This is a genomic window from Nocardioides hwasunensis (genome assembly GCF_014779665.1).
In the GTDB taxonomy this organism is placed as follows: Bacteria; Actinomycetota; Actinomycetes; order Propionibacteriales; family Nocardioidaceae; genus Nocardioides; species Nocardioides hwasunensis.
In genome coordinates this window covers 608208-621700 of sequence record NZ_JACXYY010000001.1, presented here as the reverse complement: position 1 = coordinate 621700, position 13493 = coordinate 608208, and the positions used below count along the sequence as shown (strand labels likewise).

Here is a 13493-nt window from a genome sequence, read left to right as displayed (position 1 = left end):
GGCGGTATAGGTTAGGCCCAGACATCATTGGTTCGCGCAGCCGCCGTTCGGAAGTCGCAGAGAAGTCGCAGAGGGGTTGAGGCCCTATTCTGTTTCGGCGATGAGGACGTACAGGCCGTTGTCCGGGTGGTACGTGTACTCGTAAATCAAACCGTCGTCCTCAGTGGACTGGCGTCCCATCATGGACGTGGTGTGCCCGATGCTCGACTGCACGCGCTCGGACGTACCCAAGGATGTCATCACGCAGACGTAGTCGAGGTAGCCGGTCGTGTCTGACTCGCCATCGGTCTGGATGATGAGCGTCTCGCCTGCGTCTGCGATCTCCAACGCGTCGCCAAGTTCCCGACCCTCGATGGTGGCGGGTTCATCCTCCGGCTCTCCGCACGTCGAGTAAGCCTTCTCGAGGCGGGTCTTCGACTTCTCCGAATCCGTGCCGTCGTCGCCTGAGGAGCCGCAAGACGACAGTGCGAAGCAGGCAACGACAGCCGTCGCGGCGACACGAAGTATGGCCATGCGCATGGGACTTCCATTCGAGAGAACACAACACGGAGCAGTCAGGTTCGCATTGACGTATCCGTCTTGTTTGCAGAACAGCAAAATTGGCGACCTTGCCGGAGCGGCGCTTCTAAGCCAACGCTGCGAACCCGGCGACGCCATCGACCACGATGCTGCGTTCGATGCCGAAACCGCCCTCGCGTAGCGTCATCCGCAACTCACGGTGGGACTCCAACCATGCGCAGTGACGTCCCGTACTGGCGCGTCACTTCAGGGCCTCCACTAAACCCGGCACGCGACATAGGAGACGCGCCTCGCCCATGACCGACCCGCCAACCCCGGCCCTCGTGGCCCGAGGAGTTCGTACCATCTTCAGTTAGAGAGCAGGCGGTTTGGGCACCAGGCCCTGAACCTCTAGCTCCCGCATGAAACGGATGAACGACTTCATCATGGGATCGCGAAAGCTGTTCAAGTTGTAGACCCGCCCGCCCTCACGGCGCTCTACGTCCTGCAGGATGCTGTCCTCCGAGGATTTCAACTCACGGAGAGGCCCCGACAACGCGGTTGCCGGTACGTCGTCGCCCAACTGTTCGGAGACACGCGTTCGGATCTCTTCCATGTTGGCAAAGTCGTGGGTTTGTTCAGCCATGGCCAGGAGGATCTGCTTCCGGTACTTCTTGGGCCCAACCTGCTCAATGGCCTTGAGGTAGACCCCCGCGAGCCGCCGACCGTTCTCAGCGAGGTAGGTCCTTACGGCGGCTTCGTAGTCACTCGGCGTCAGGAACGTGTCATCTCGGGCGATGCACGCCTCGGCCATGTCGAGGCAAACCGACTGCACGATCGTCGGCGCTCCTGCTGAGGTCCGAATGATCGTCTCAACAAGGTGGTCGGGGACCGATAACTGCAGACGGTTAAAACCTTGCGTGACGATGAATCTGGCTTCCTCGTCGGTCAGGGGCTCAACCAGCAGTTCCTTTACGAATCGATCGATTCCAGGATCCTGCCCGACCAATCGCTCCGCATCAAGCGTGGTGCCGATCAACACAATCACTGGGTAGTCGTCATTGCCTCCGCGACATGCCTTCATGAAATCGACCAAGTCCTCGCGGAAGGACGGAGTCGCGCGATGAAGCTCATCGATGATCAAGGTGACCTGGCGCGACGCCATCTCGGCGATCAGTGCCTCGCTTGTCGGCGAAGTAACCACGAGGCTGTACTTGGTGTTGATCTCGTTAGACGTTGCGAGCTTTCCATGAGCCACCAAACGCGCCCCTAGTTCTTGCGAGTCGCCGGTCCGGCGCGAGATCTCGGTTTCCACCGCGTAGTCCAGGTGCTCCAGGACCACGGTGAAGACATCGGCCAGTTCTTTGCCCGCCGGGCTGGAGACGTAGACGACGGTTCCTGCGTCGTCCGCCTCGCGGAAGAATCGACGTACGACCGTCGTTTTCCCGACCCCGTACTCGCCAAAGACGACCGGGATCTGCCCGCGCTGAACGTAGCGCGTCAACGCCTTCTCGGGGTCGCTGCGCTTCGTGTACACGTTCGTGTCCGCAAGAGGGATCTTTGTTGGTGTGAACACTTCGTCGGGGCGCGGCCGATCGGGCTGTGACATGCAGCGGAGCCTACTTCCGACGGTCGCCTTCATCGACCAACCCGCGGTTCGATCGAGAGGCGCCCTCTGGCGAGGTTCCCGACATGAATACGGAGATTGCCTCCGGAGGTGCATCTTCGTGTCGAGGCGCATCCCTGACGAGGCACAGCCGTGGTAGTCCATTCTGGGCGGTTCGCAGCGGGTCGACAGCGCTGCCATCGTGCGCGGTTCGACCGCACCCTCGTCCACGGTGCGCGATGACCGCGCATCTAGAACCAGTGTCGGCTTACGTCCGCCTGGCGAAGCTGACCTTGTTGTCTGAGTGGACAGTCATCGCGTAGCGAGAGTCGTGGGCCAGGCGGTGATGTCGGGGGCACAGAAGCCGGCCGTTGGCCAGATCGGTGAGTCCGCCTCTGGACCAGGGGTCGTCGTGGTGGGCGTGACAGCCTGAGGCGCCCGTCTCGCAACCGCGGGCCGTGCAGCCTCGGTCGCGAAGGCCAAGGGCGATGCGTTGAGCACGAGAGTGCAGACGTGCCGTGCGACCGAGGTCGAGCGGAAGAGAGTCCGAGCCGAGGACGACCGGGATGATCCCCGCCTCGCACGCCAGGCGGCGCGCCTGACCGGCCGTCATCCGGCTGCCGTCGTCGAGGAGAGCGGTCGCGTTCTCGGTCAGCAACTCCTGCAGCGTCATCGTGACCACCACGGTGGCGTTGACGCCGGCGGTCTGCGGCGTGGCCTTCACCGGATAGCGCTCGACGTACTCGACGAACGCCTCGCCCAGGCGACGGCGCAGCGACTTGAAAGACCCGGTCTCGTCGCGCAGCTCGGCCTCGGTGTGGCGGGCCGGGTTGGCCAGCGCCAGCAGGTGCCGCTTGAAGATCGCACCGACGTGGGAGGGGACGACGAAGGTGCCACGGCAGCGGCCCTCGCCGTCGTCGGTCAAGGTGAGCTCGACACCGGCTGCCGCACGCGCCTCCTCGGCCGCCAGCACGGCTGCCTCGTGGGACTCACCGATCTCGGGGGCGACCACGTCGAGGATCCGCTTGCCGATCTGCTTCAGCTCACGTGCGTCGTGGCGAGCAGCGAGCTCCAGCATCACCGTCTTCGCACGACCGCGTACGGCGGCGTCGACGCGGGGTGGGAGGGCATCGACCGCCTCGACGATCGCCCGCGCCTGCTCCGCGCGCACGTCCCCGGAGGCCAGCGCGACGGCGACCTCCGCGTGCTCCTCGAGAGCGCGCCCCAGGGTCAGGTCGCGGCGGGTCTCGCGCCGGGTGGTGCGGGTCTGCACTGCCAGCCAGGCGGCGGCATCACGCAGCCCGTGCTCGACACCGACCTCGTCCGAGGCAGCGAGCACCCGCGCCGCCAACGCATCGAGCTGGGAGCGCGCCTGCGCCAGCGCGACCAGCGCCGACTCCTTCTCCCCCACCGTCATGAACGCCGGCTCCACCGATGCGACACCCTTCAACGACGCACGGATGTCAGCGGCGCACCCGATGATCGGATGTAGATCGCTCATGGTGGCCACCTCCTCGACACACGTCACTGACAACCGCCCAGATCCGGGGCGGAGCGGTGAGGCATGGACTGGTGGCACCGTTGCCAGGTCGTCACCTTGTGAGCCGTCAAGCATCCCGTCAGCACCAACGACGGGTTCTATGGGTGACTGTCTCGATCCCGGGATCCTCGTCACCTCAGACGATGGACCCTTTCCGGATCGACGTGCTACGCACGATCGTACACCTGTTCGGATATGCACGCAAGGGGCCTGCCGTGCTGGTTTCGAGGCTCGCTGCCGCTCGCACCTCAACCACCAGGGCCGAGCTTCACTCGCACCTCAAGTCCTCGGGCGCCTCCGCATGCACCTCAACCACCGGTGGCGAGCACAGTCGCCGCGTACGTTGGCGCGATGACCGAGAAGACGATGCGCGAACGCATGCTGGCCGGCGAGCCGTACATCGCCGACGACCCCGTCCTGGGCGAGGAGTCACGGCGGGCGCAGGGACTGACGCACCGGATCAACTCGATGGATCCCAACGACGCGAGCGCGCGACGGGAGCTGCTGGTGGAGCTGCTCGGCGCGTTTGGGGAGGACAGCGAGGTGCGACCTCCGCTCCAGTGTGACTACGGCACCCAGACCACCATCGGCGCGCGCACCTTCGTGAACTGGGGCGTGACCTTGCTCGACGTCGCCCGGATCACGATCGGCGACGACGTCCAGATCGGCCCGAGCGTGCAGCTGCTGACCGCGACCCACCCGCTCGACCCAGAGCCTCGACGCGCCAAGTGGGAGGCGGCGGAGCCCATCGTCATCGGTGACAACGTGTGGCTCGGCGGCGGCGTCATCGTCTGTCCCGGTGTGAGCATCGGCGCCGACACGGTGGTCGGAGCGGGGTCCGTCGTCACCCGCGACCTCCCGGGAGGCGTCGTCGCCGTCGGCTCGCCTGCCAGGGTCATTCGCGAGCTCTGAGCTGCGGGCAGACGTCGGCTGCCCCGATCTGGGGATGACGGAGTGACCGTGTCCAGCACAGGATGGCCCATGACCATCCACGTCCTCGGCGAGGTCCCGATCGGCGACCTCGACCAGTTCCTGGCCGTCTTCTCGACCGACGGGCTGGCGAAGCGGCAGGAGCACGGCTGTTCCGGCGCCACTGTTCTCTCACCGATCCACGAGTCCGGCAGGGTCGTCGTGATCCTGGAGTTCGCCGACGAGCAGAGCTTCCAGGCGTTCCGCGACGACGCCACCGCTCCACCGATCATGCGCCGCGGCGGGGCGCAGGGGCCGCCGACCTTCACGGTGCTCCAGCAGGTCGGGTCCTACCCCCACTGAGCAGCGGATCCGGCTAGGTCGACCGCTCGATCGTGGTGACCACGCTCGTCACCGACGGCCGCTTCGGTGTGCTCGAGAAGCCGAACTGACAGGGCGGGTCGACCGACGCGAGCGTGCCGAGCGACGTACCCCGCCACTCCCCCGAGATGGCAGTGACCGAGACGACCGACGTCGCGCCGTACCACTCGCGGCGATCGTTGCCCGCGGTCCCGCGGGTGCGGACGCCGCGCATCACGACCCGCGCGGCCGGGTCGATCGCCGCGCACCAGGCCGGCGAGGTCGCGAGTCGGGCGGGCACCAGGCCTAGCAGCCCGCCGAGCGGCGTACGCCCTCCGACCGTCAGGCGCACCGACAGCGAGGGCGTCGAGACCTGCCACCCGTCGGAGGTGTCGGTGACCTCGACCGGCTCGATGACCTGATCGTCGAAGGAGTAGGTCGCGGCGACGAAGTCGCGCACCCGCTCGTCCGGCGCCAGCAGCACCCGGTGCCCGGCGGCGTCCTCGAGCATGACGTCGGCGAAGGAGCCCCACGGGGAGTCGTCCCAGCGCCCCACGACGATGCGCACACCGCTGGTGCTGCCCACCCCGGCGATCCGGCCGGTGAAGCGCTCGCGGACCCGACCGTGCCTCAAGGCGCGACCAGGCCGTCGGCGTCGCGACCGTCCGCGACGAGGCCCGTCGCGACACCCGCCCGGTCGGCGTCGGACCGGTTCTGGCTGAGCTTGGCCTTCGCCTCGACGGACTCGACGACCACCTCGACGCCGACGATCGGACGCAGGTTCTTCTCGACGTAGTCAGCGGGAGCGTCCGTGACCGCCCACGGCTCGTCGCGCGCCGACTCGTGGCGATCGGTCAGCCGGGTCACCAGCCCGCGCACCCAGGTGGCGTCGTCGTGGACGGTGATGCGACCGCGCAGGTGGACCACGGAGTAGTTCCACGTCGGGACGACCTTGCCGTGCTCGCGCTTCGTGGCATACCAGGACGGCGAGACGTAGGCGTCCGGCCCCGTCACGATCGCCAGCGCCGGGGAGCCGTCGACGATCCGCCGCCAGTGCGGGTTCGCGCGGGCGAGATGACCGACGAGCCGGTCGCCGTCCCAGAGGACCGGCAGGAAGGTCGCGTCGGGGATCCCGTCCTCGCCGACGGTCACCAGCTGCGCGGTCGCGACCGCGTCGACGAACGGGCGTACGCCGCCCGCGTCCATCGCGTTGAAGCGCGGGACGTAGAGCGAGGCGTCGGGAGTGGAGCTCACGAGGACCATCCTGCCCGTTGGGGGGCAGCGGCTGTCGGTGCCGGGCGGCAGGATGGATCCATGCTGCTCGCCGAGCTCGTCGCGACCTCCGAGGAGGTCGCCGCCACCCGATCCCGCAAGGCGAAGGTCGTGCTGCTCGCCGAGCTGCTCGGCCGAGTCGATGCCGAGGAGCTCGAGGTCGTCGTGTCCTACCTCGGCGGCGCCCTGCGTCAGCGGCGCACGGGCCTGGGTGGGCGCGGCGTCAGCGACCTGCCCGTGCCGGCCGACGAGGCGTCGTTGAGCGTGCTCGAGGTGCACGAGGCGTTCGAGGCGATGTCGGAGCTCTCGGGTTCCGGCTCGCAGGCCGCGCGCAAGCAGGCCGTCACCGACCTCTTCGGCCGAGCGACGGCGTCGGAGCAGGCGTGGCTGCGCGCGGTCGTCACCGGCAACCTGCGCCAGGGAGCGCTCGACGCGGTCACCCAGGAGGCGGTGGCCCAGGTGGCCGCAGTGCCGGTCGGGGCGGTGCGCCGTGCCGCGATGCTGGCCGGCAGCACGGTCGCCGCGGCGGGGGCGGCGTTCGAGGGCGAGGAGGCGCTGGCCGCGATCGGGCTCGAGGTCGGTCGCCCGATCATGCCGATGCTCGCCTCCAGCGCGAGCGACGTGGCCGCCGCGATGGCGAGCCTCTCCCCCGACGGCGCGACCGAGGTCGCGATCGACGCCAAGCTCGACGGCATCCGGATCCAGGTCCACCGCGACTGTGACGACGTGCTCGTGGTGACGCGCAGCCTCGACGACATCACCGGGCGGCTGCCCGAGGTGGTCGACGTCGCCCGCTCGCTGCCTGCGTCGCGGTTCGTCCTCGACGGCGAGGCGCTTGCACTCTCCGAAGACGGCCGTCCGATGGCCTTCCAGGACACCGCCAGCCGCACCGCGCAGGACACCGGCGTCGCGGTCACCCCGCACTTCTTCGACGTGCTCCACGTCGACGGTCGCGACCTGCTCGACTCCCCCGGCCGCGAGCGCCTGGCGGAGCTCGACGCGCTCGTCCCCGATCATCACCGGGTGCGCCGCCTCGTCACCGCCGACCCGGCTGCCGCCGAGGCCTTCGCCACCGAGACCGTCGCCGCAGGACACGAGGGCGTCGTCCTGAAGGACCTCTCGGCCCCCTACGCCGCGGGGCGTCGCGGATCGGCCTGGGTGAAGGTCAAGCCGGTCCACACCCTCGACCTCGTGGTCCTCGCCGTCGAGTGGGGCTCGGGACGCCGCAAGGGCTGGCTCTCCAACATCCACCTCGGCGCCCGCGACGCCTCGTCGGAGTCCGGCTTCGTGATGCTCGGCAAGACCTTCAAGGGGATGACCGACGAGACCCTCCAGTGGCAGACCGAGCGGTTCACCGAGCTCGCCCTCGCCCCGGGCACCATGCGCGAGCACTACGCCGTCGAGGTGCGCCCCGAGCAGGTCGTCGAGATCGCCTTCGACGGTCTCCAGCGCTCCACCCGCTACCCCGGCGGCGTGGCGCTGCGCTTCGCCCGTGTCGTCCGCTACCGCGACGACAAGTCGGCCGACGAGGCGGACACGATCGAGATGGTGCGCACCCACCTCACCCCGTAGGGGCGCACGCGTTCACCAGAACCCGGGACAGCCGCCGGCTCGCTCACCCAGACTGGAGGCTCGCACCCCTGTGCGCGCGGGGCTCATCTCGGGTCTGTGCAGCGCGCCCGACGCCACGAGGACGCCCGATGAAGAAGCCCGTCAGCCTCCTGATGTCCGCGCTCGCCTTGGCGCTGGTGCCCACGGGCGCGACCGCTTCCCAGCCCACAGGCTCCATGACGGCCCGGACCGGCGCCGGCTCGTTCACCGTGGCACCGACGCTCACGCTCCCCGCTGAGGACTGCGTCGACCACTACTACGACCTCCACCTCACCATCGGCGAGGACACCGACGACTGGTACGTCGACGTCACCGTGCTGGCACCCGACGGGTCGATCGTCGGCGGCTACGAGTCGGACACCTACAACGACACCGGGGCCCAGCTCCTCGACGACTACGTGACCCTCTGCTCCGGCGACGACGACCCCGGCGCCTACCGCATCGTCGGCGACCTCTACACCACCAACGACGACAGCCCGACGTACGTCAAGCAGGCCCTCACCCCGAGCGGCTTCACCGTGGTCGCCGCTCCGGTGACGTACGTCGACGTGGCCGGCACGGTCAGCAAGAAGCTCGTCCGGCGAGGTGTCGAGCTGACCTTCAAGGCCGACAAGGTCCCGGCCTCGACGACCGTGCGCACCCCGCTCCGCTGGAGCGTCGTCGTCGACGGCAGGCTCACGTCCTTCACCCAGAAGCCCGGCGCCACGAAGCGCAAGAAGTACGTGTTCGCCCAGGGAAGCGGCCGGCACAGGATCAAGGTGCTGCGCAACGGGAAGCCGACGCTGAAGGTGGTCGTCCGCTCCTAGGGGTGGGAAGAGAACGTCCCTTCCTCAAGGAAGGCCCAACGTTCGTCGAATCGGCCACGCACCGCCGGCGGCGCCTCTAGCGTCTGCGAGGTTCGTCCGGTCACTCGAGACCCGGACGCGGAGCACCAGAGGGTGACGATGCAGCTCAGCAAGCTCGGTCAGGGACTCGCGGTCAGCGCGGTCAGCGCACTCGTCATCACCGGGCTGGCGGTGAGCGCAGCACCCGCAACCGCCGCCGACACCGCCGGTGTCCGGCTGATCAGCCAGGCCGACGGGCTGGCGTCAATGCGGCGCGATGCCAGCAACTCGGTCGGCCTCACCGTGGCCCTCACGGCGCAGCGGCTCGACCCGAACGCCACGATCTCCTTCGAGGTCAACGCGAACCCCGTTGCCACCGACGACGATCCCGGTTGGACGGCCGTGGCGACCAGTGGCGAGACCGTCCACCAGCCCTACACCTCGGTCCAGTGGACGCCGAGCACAGACCTGGTCGGCACGCGCATCGCGCTGCGGGCCGTGGCCACGGTGCCGGCCGGCTCAGGCTCGGTGGAGACCAGGACCTACTCGACCAGGCGCGACGTGGCGCTCACGGGCGCCCAGTCCACGACACACGCAGTGTCGGTCGGCACGTCACCGTTCGACGACTTCTTCATTCCCATCGGCCCGTCCTTCCCGGTGCCGTCAGCCGGTCAGATCGGCCACTACTTCGCGCAGCCCTACCGCGACTCGGGCCGTACGGCGAGCCTGCTGCGCGTCTACGGCACCACCTCCGCCACGAGCGGCACTGTGGAGCTGTCCGCCTGGAACGCCGCCGATGGAGCATTCCGCGGGCAGACGAACGCCGCCGTGAGCGCCGCGACGCTGAAGACGAACGGCTACAGCTCCACCGCGGTGAGCGGCGGCAGCTTCCGCGGCCTCCTCGACATCTCGGGATTCGATGCGCGATCCGGCGACGCGCTGGCCGTGCGGGCCGCGAGGGACACCGACGCTGTGCTGCCGGTCCAGCTGACGGCGCAGCGCCTCACCGCGATCAGCGTCGGTGAGCCCTACCTCGGCGAGGAGGGGGCCTCGGTCACCCTCACGGTCCTCGACCAGGACAGCGACTCGGTGCCCGGCGCCGAGGTCCGCCGCATGTCTGACGGCTCGCTGGTCGACTACACCGACATCAACGGCCAGGTGAGCGTCTCCCAGCCCAGCAGCACCAGCGAGCGCTACTACGCCAACACCACCGACAACGACGCCTACGAGAAGCGCGTCGACGTGGCGACCGCCCCGGTTCGCACACCTGCCCCGGACGCGGTCGCCACCGGCACCGAGGCCGTCTTCGCGCACGGTCCTGTCTTCGACGACCAGGAGTACCGCGCCGGCGACATCGCTCTCCAGGTCCTCGACCAGGGTGGTGCGCCGATCCGCGGTCAGCAGCAGGTCACGTACTCGGTCCGCGCAGCAGGTGCAGAGCCCACCGCGCCCACGACGGTGTCCACCGACCTGAACGGCCGGGTGGAGATCCCCTTCGACCCCGAGGCGCCTGACGGCGAGTACGTCCTCTCCTTCACCGCGCCCGAGAGCGCCGGAGGTGCCGAGATGACACCGGTGAGGTTCGTCGCCGGCGACGCCGAGCTCGACCTCACCCCGCGTGCGGGCACGGCCCCCTCGGGCGGCCGGATCACCTACGACGGCAGGCTCACCGTCGAGGGCAAGCCTCTCCCCGACCATGCCATCGACCTCGACTACACCCGCGGCACCGAGGAGGCACCCGGCACCGAGGCCGACGCCGCCCTGCTCGTCGACGGCCTCCGCGTGCTCGACGCCCAGACGTACTCCGAGGACGACGGCAGCTTCTCGGTGACGGTCGACGACCTGGCCGAGGCCGGAGGGCCGGCTGAGACCGGAGGCAGGCTGACGGTCGCGACGCGCGACCTGGGTGACCTGATCGAGGCGACCGCCGACTTCACGGCGGCCCCCGACACCACGCCGACGCCGACGCCCACGCCGACTGCCACGCCTGCCCCGGTGCCGACACCGACACCGACGCCGACGCCCGTCACCGACCCGGCCAAGGCCACCGTCACGCTCCGACTGACCGGCACGGACGCGGGACCGGCGCGCGACCGGCTGCGGATCGCGGGGTCGACGGAGGTCGCAGGCCAGAAGGTCCGCATCCACGTGAAGGGCGCACGCGGACACTGGCGGTCCGTCAAGACCCTGCGCCTGGACGAGCGGGGCAACGCCGACGTGACGCTGCGCGACCGCAACGGGGACGCGGTCACGCACTACCGCGTGCGACTGCTCCCCAACCCGGACTCCTTCGCGTTCACCTCGAAGGTGCTCCGCCTCAGGTGAGCACCGCCCAGGTCGAGCCGATGTCGGCCGCCGACCTCGACGCCTGGCGGGCGTCGAGGTCGGCGGCCGGCGCCCCGCTGCCGGAGGCGACCGACGGTGCCGAGCTCGAGGCCGTCACCGTGACGGTCGACGACGTGCAGGTCGGTGGCGCCCTGCTCGAGCACGCCGACGACGCCGGGCGGCAGCGCTGCGCCGTCCGCGTCCTCCAGACGACGCTCCCCCGTGACGCCGACGCCGTCTGGGGTCTGGTGATCTCCGTCCTGGAGACGTTCGTCCGTGCCCGTGGGGCCACGCTCCTGACCACCGCTGTCGCACCCGAGCTGGCGCGGGTCTTCGGGCTCGCCGGGTTCGCGGCGACCATGACGACCGTCGGCAAGCGGCTCGACCCGGACTCCGCACCCGAGCTGCAGGAGGACCGCCGGGTCGCCGTCCGGCCGATGAGCGCCGATGAGCGCGAGCGGTTCGTCGACGACGTCCGCGACCAGCTCCGGGCCGGCATGGCCCGCGCGGGCGTCGCCGATGCCGACAGCCCCCAGCTCGGCAGCCTCGAGACGCGGCTCCGCGGGCTCGCGGTCGACCCGCCGGCCGACGAGCTCCTGATGGTCGGCACGGTCGAGGGGACCGTGGTCGGACGGGCCTGGGCCACGCTCGTCGAGCGCGACGGAGCGCTCGACTTCCACGGCAACACGATCGACCTCCTCCCCGAGCACCGCGGCCAGCGGCTGACGCCGTCGTTCCTGGGTGCCCTGCGCCGCCACGTGCACGACCTCGGGGTCCGTGACGTGCACCTGCGCGTCTACGGCCACGACGCCGGAGCCCGCCGCACGTTCCTCGAGCAGGGCGCCGGCATCGAGGACGTGCACCTGCGCAAGGACCTCGCCTAGCAGCAGCGCCCGGGATCGCCGGGTCGCCCCCTCCCTAGACTGGCCGCCATGAGCACCGATTCGTCGTCCCGGACGGTCCCCGCTCGTGGGAGCACCGCGGCTGCCCGACGCCGCCTGCGGGAGGCCGAGATCATCGCCGCCACGCGGCGGCTCTTCGACGAGCGTGGCGTGCGCGACGCGCAGATCGAGGACATCGCCCGGGCCGTCGGGATCAACCGGGCGATCATCTACCGCCACTTCACCGGCAAGGAGGAGCTCTTCAGCCTCACGCTCGTGCACTACCTCGACGAGCTCCGGGTGGCGCTCTCGGACGCCGCGGAGACGACCGCCGACCCGCGTCAGCAGCTCGAGCGGCTGGTCGAGGCGTTCGTCGACTACGGCCTGGCGCATCCCGCCTTCGTCGACTGCGCCCAGGCGATCATGCGGCGCCCCGGGGGCGACCTGCTCGAGGAGGTCAGCGAGAGCGCGATGTATCGGCTCGGCCAGGCCATCGGCGGCTGCCTGTCCGTCCTGACGCACACCATCGAGTCAGGGGTGGCGCAGGGCGAGTTCCACGTCGAGGACCCCGGCCTGCTCGCCAACATGCTCTACGCCAGCGGGCTCGGCACGCTCCAGCTCGGCCGCGTCGCCATGCTGGTCTCCGAGGAGGCGCCGGGCGTCCCGCGGATCAGCCGGATCACGCCGGCGCAGGTGCGCGACCACATGGTCGCCTCCGCGCTCGCGGTCGCCACCGGCGTACCGGCACGCTCCTGAGCCCCCGCCGCCGGCGAGGCGGCCCGGCAGAGGCTCAGCGCGACAGGTGCCGCGCGCGGGCGAAGCAGAACAGCCCGAACCCGGCGATGCCGATGGCGATCGCGACCAGCAGCACCTGGCCGAACGGAGCCTCCAGCACCGTCTGCAGTGCCTGGTCGAGGCCACCCGACTTCTTGGGCTCGTGGGTGATGGCGGCATAGGCGAACAGGCCGCCGACGATCGCCAGCGCCACGCCCTTGGCGATGTAGCCGACCTTGCCGAACAGGACGAAGGCCGACCCGTCCTTGCCCGTCGTGCCCTGGACGTCGAGCTCCTTCGTGAACTTCTCGCTCCAGCCCTTGTAGACCAGGTAGCCGCCGGTGCCGACGATCCCCAGGCCGACCAGACCGACGATGACCTGCCCCGCCGGGAGGTCCATCAGCTTCGCCGTGGTGGAGTCGGTGCCGTCCTTCGAGGAGCCCTGCCCGATCGCCGTCTGCACCGCGCTCCAGCCGAGCACGCCGTAGACCACACCCTTGCCGGCCGCGGTCGCGCGCTTGCGCCACGCCTTCGTCGTGTCCTCCTCGTGGCGCTGGCCGAAGAGGACCTCGAGCACCATCCAGACGACCAGCAGGAGCATGCCCACGGCGATGAGCCAGACCAGCACCCGGCCCATCGGCTGCTCGGCGAGGTAGTGCAGCGCGCCGCTGTTGGACGCGCTCTCCTTCTTCTCGCCGAAGGCCAGCTGGACGGCGAGCCACGCGAGCAGCAGGTGCACCACGCCGTACGCCACCAGGCCGGCGCGGATCGCGTGGTCCATCCAGTCGCTGTCGTTGACCTGCTGGGCGGTGCGGGAGGCGTCGGGGGTGCTGGGCATGACGACCAACCTAGGCCGAACCCGCGATGGTGGGCGAGGCGGCCCACCCCCGGAG

The 13493-nt window shown here is 69.8% G+C and carries 13 protein-coding genes; 7 read left to right on the top strand and 6 right to left on the bottom strand.

Annotation, left to right across the window (positions count from 1 at the left end):
* Positions 1-84: 84 nt before the first annotated feature.
* From IEZ25_RS03085 to IEZ25_RS03075, 3 genes are all read right to left on the bottom strand, one after another.
* Positions 85-513 (bottom strand): hypothetical protein, encoded by a 429-nt coding sequence (locus tag IEZ25_RS03085; RefSeq protein WP_191197898.1) that lies wholly within the window; start codon positions 511-513, stop codon positions 85-87.
* Positions 514-871: 358 nt separating this feature from the next.
* On the bottom strand, positions 872-2107 hold the full coding sequence (locus IEZ25_RS03080) for an ATP-binding protein (RefSeq protein WP_191197897.1): 1236 nt from the start codon (positions 2105-2107) through the stop codon (positions 872-874).
* Positions 2108-2372: 265 nt separating this feature from the next.
* Positions 2373-3605 (bottom strand): HNH endonuclease signature motif containing protein, encoded by a 1233-nt coding sequence (locus IEZ25_RS03075; RefSeq protein ID WP_191197896.1) that lies wholly within the window; start codon positions 3603-3605, stop codon positions 2373-2375.
* Between the two features lie 390 nt (positions 3606-3995).
* Between IEZ25_RS03075 and IEZ25_RS03070 the strand changes: the two genes are divergently transcribed.
* Positions 3996-4556, top strand: a complete 561-nt coding sequence (locus IEZ25_RS03070; RefSeq protein ID WP_191197895.1) for a sugar O-acetyltransferase — start codon at positions 3996-3998, stop codon at positions 4554-4556.
* Between the two features lie 69 nt (positions 4557-4625).
* On the top strand, positions 4626-4916 hold the full coding sequence (locus IEZ25_RS03065; RefSeq protein WP_191197894.1) for an antibiotic biosynthesis monooxygenase: 291 nt from the start codon (positions 4626-4628) through the stop codon (positions 4914-4916).
* A gap of 13 nt (positions 4917-4929) precedes the next feature.
* On the opposite strand, the gene IEZ25_RS03060 is transcribed toward IEZ25_RS03065, so the two are convergent.
* Together IEZ25_RS03060 and IEZ25_RS03055 are read right to left on the bottom strand one after the other, a co-directional pair.
* Positions 4930-5547, bottom strand: coding sequence for a hypothetical protein (locus tag IEZ25_RS03060; RefSeq protein ID WP_191197893.1), 618 nt, complete (start codon positions 5545-5547; stop codon positions 4930-4932).
* Positions 5544-6167 (bottom strand): FMN-binding negative transcriptional regulator, encoded by a 624-nt coding sequence (locus tag IEZ25_RS03055; RefSeq protein WP_318152009.1) that lies wholly within the window; start codon positions 6165-6167, stop codon positions 5544-5546. The genes IEZ25_RS03060 and IEZ25_RS03055 overlap by 4 nt, the downstream gene beginning before the upstream one ends.
* 60 nt (positions 6168-6227) lie before the next feature.
* On the opposite strand from IEZ25_RS03055, the gene IEZ25_RS03050 reads away from it, so the two are divergent.
* The 5 genes from IEZ25_RS03050 to IEZ25_RS03030 all read left to right on the top strand — a co-directional run bounded on the left by IEZ25_RS03050 (position 6228) and on the right by IEZ25_RS03030 (position 12582).
* Positions 6228-7757, top strand: coding sequence for an ATP-dependent DNA ligase (locus tag IEZ25_RS03050; RefSeq protein WP_191197891.1), 1530 nt, complete (start codon positions 6228-6230; stop codon positions 7755-7757).
* A 128-nt stretch (positions 7758-7885) separates the two neighbouring features.
* Positions 7886-8602 (top strand): hypothetical protein, encoded by a 717-nt coding sequence (locus IEZ25_RS03045; protein WP_191197890.1) that lies wholly within the window; start codon positions 7886-7888, stop codon positions 8600-8602.
* Positions 8603-8740: 138 nt separating this feature from the next.
* Positions 8741-10945 carry a hypothetical protein gene (locus IEZ25_RS03040; protein WP_191197889.1) on the top strand — a complete coding sequence of 735 codons (2205 nt, stop codon included), beginning with the start codon at positions 8741-8743 and terminating at the stop codon, positions 10943-10945.
* Entirely contained in the window at positions 10942-11829 is an 888-nt protein-coding gene (locus tag IEZ25_RS03035) for a hypothetical protein (protein ID WP_191197888.1), read from the top strand. The genes IEZ25_RS03040 and IEZ25_RS03035 overlap by 4 nt, the downstream gene beginning before the upstream one ends.
* A gap of 48 nt (positions 11830-11877) precedes the next feature.
* Positions 11878-12582: a TetR/AcrR family transcriptional regulator gene (locus IEZ25_RS03030; RefSeq protein WP_191197887.1), complete on the top strand. Its 705-nt coding sequence runs from the start codon at positions 11878-11880 to the stop codon at positions 12580-12582.
* A gap of 34 nt (positions 12583-12616) precedes the next feature.
* Here the strand turns inward: IEZ25_RS03030 and IEZ25_RS03025 are convergent, their stop codons facing one another.
* The gene (locus tag IEZ25_RS03025; RefSeq protein WP_191197886.1) at positions 12617-13438 is read right to left on the bottom strand and encodes a DUF1206 domain-containing protein; all 822 of its coding nucleotides are present in this window, start codon (positions 13436-13438) and stop codon (positions 12617-12619) included.
* Positions 13439-13493: the final 55 nt, after the last annotated feature.

Coding starts and splice junctions, on each gene's coding strand:
- IEZ25_RS03085 (WP_191197898.1), bottom strand. CDS start 513: ATGGCCATACTTCGTGTCGCCGCGACGGCTGTCGTTGCCTGCTTCGCA.
- IEZ25_RS03080 (WP_191197897.1), bottom strand. CDS start 2,107: ATGTCACAGCCCGATCGGCCGCGCCCCGACGAAGTGTTCACACCAACA.
- IEZ25_RS03075 (WP_191197896.1), bottom strand. CDS start 3,605: ATGAGCGATCTACATCCGATCATCGGGTGCGCCGCTGACATCCGTGCG.
- IEZ25_RS03070 (WP_191197895.1), top strand. CDS start 3,996: ATGACCGAGAAGACGATGCGCGAACGCATGCTGGCCGGCGAGCCGTAC.
- IEZ25_RS03065 (WP_191197894.1), top strand. CDS start 4,626: ATGACCATCCACGTCCTCGGCGAGGTCCCGATCGGCGACCTCGACCAG.
- IEZ25_RS03050 (WP_191197891.1), top strand. CDS start 6,228: ATGCTGCTCGCCGAGCTCGTCGCGACCTCCGAGGAGGTCGCCGCCACC.
- IEZ25_RS03045 (WP_191197890.1), top strand. CDS start 7,886: ATGAAGAAGCCCGTCAGCCTCCTGATGTCCGCGCTCGCCTTGGCGCTG.
- IEZ25_RS03040 (WP_191197889.1), top strand. CDS start 8,741: ATGCAGCTCAGCAAGCTCGGTCAGGGACTCGCGGTCAGCGCGGTCAGC.
- IEZ25_RS03030 (WP_191197887.1), top strand. CDS start 11,878: ATGAGCACCGATTCGTCGTCCCGGACGGTCCCCGCTCGTGGGAGCACC.
- IEZ25_RS03025 (WP_191197886.1), bottom strand. CDS start 13,438: ATGCCCAGCACCCCCGACGCCTCCCGCACCGCCCAGCAGGTCAACGAC.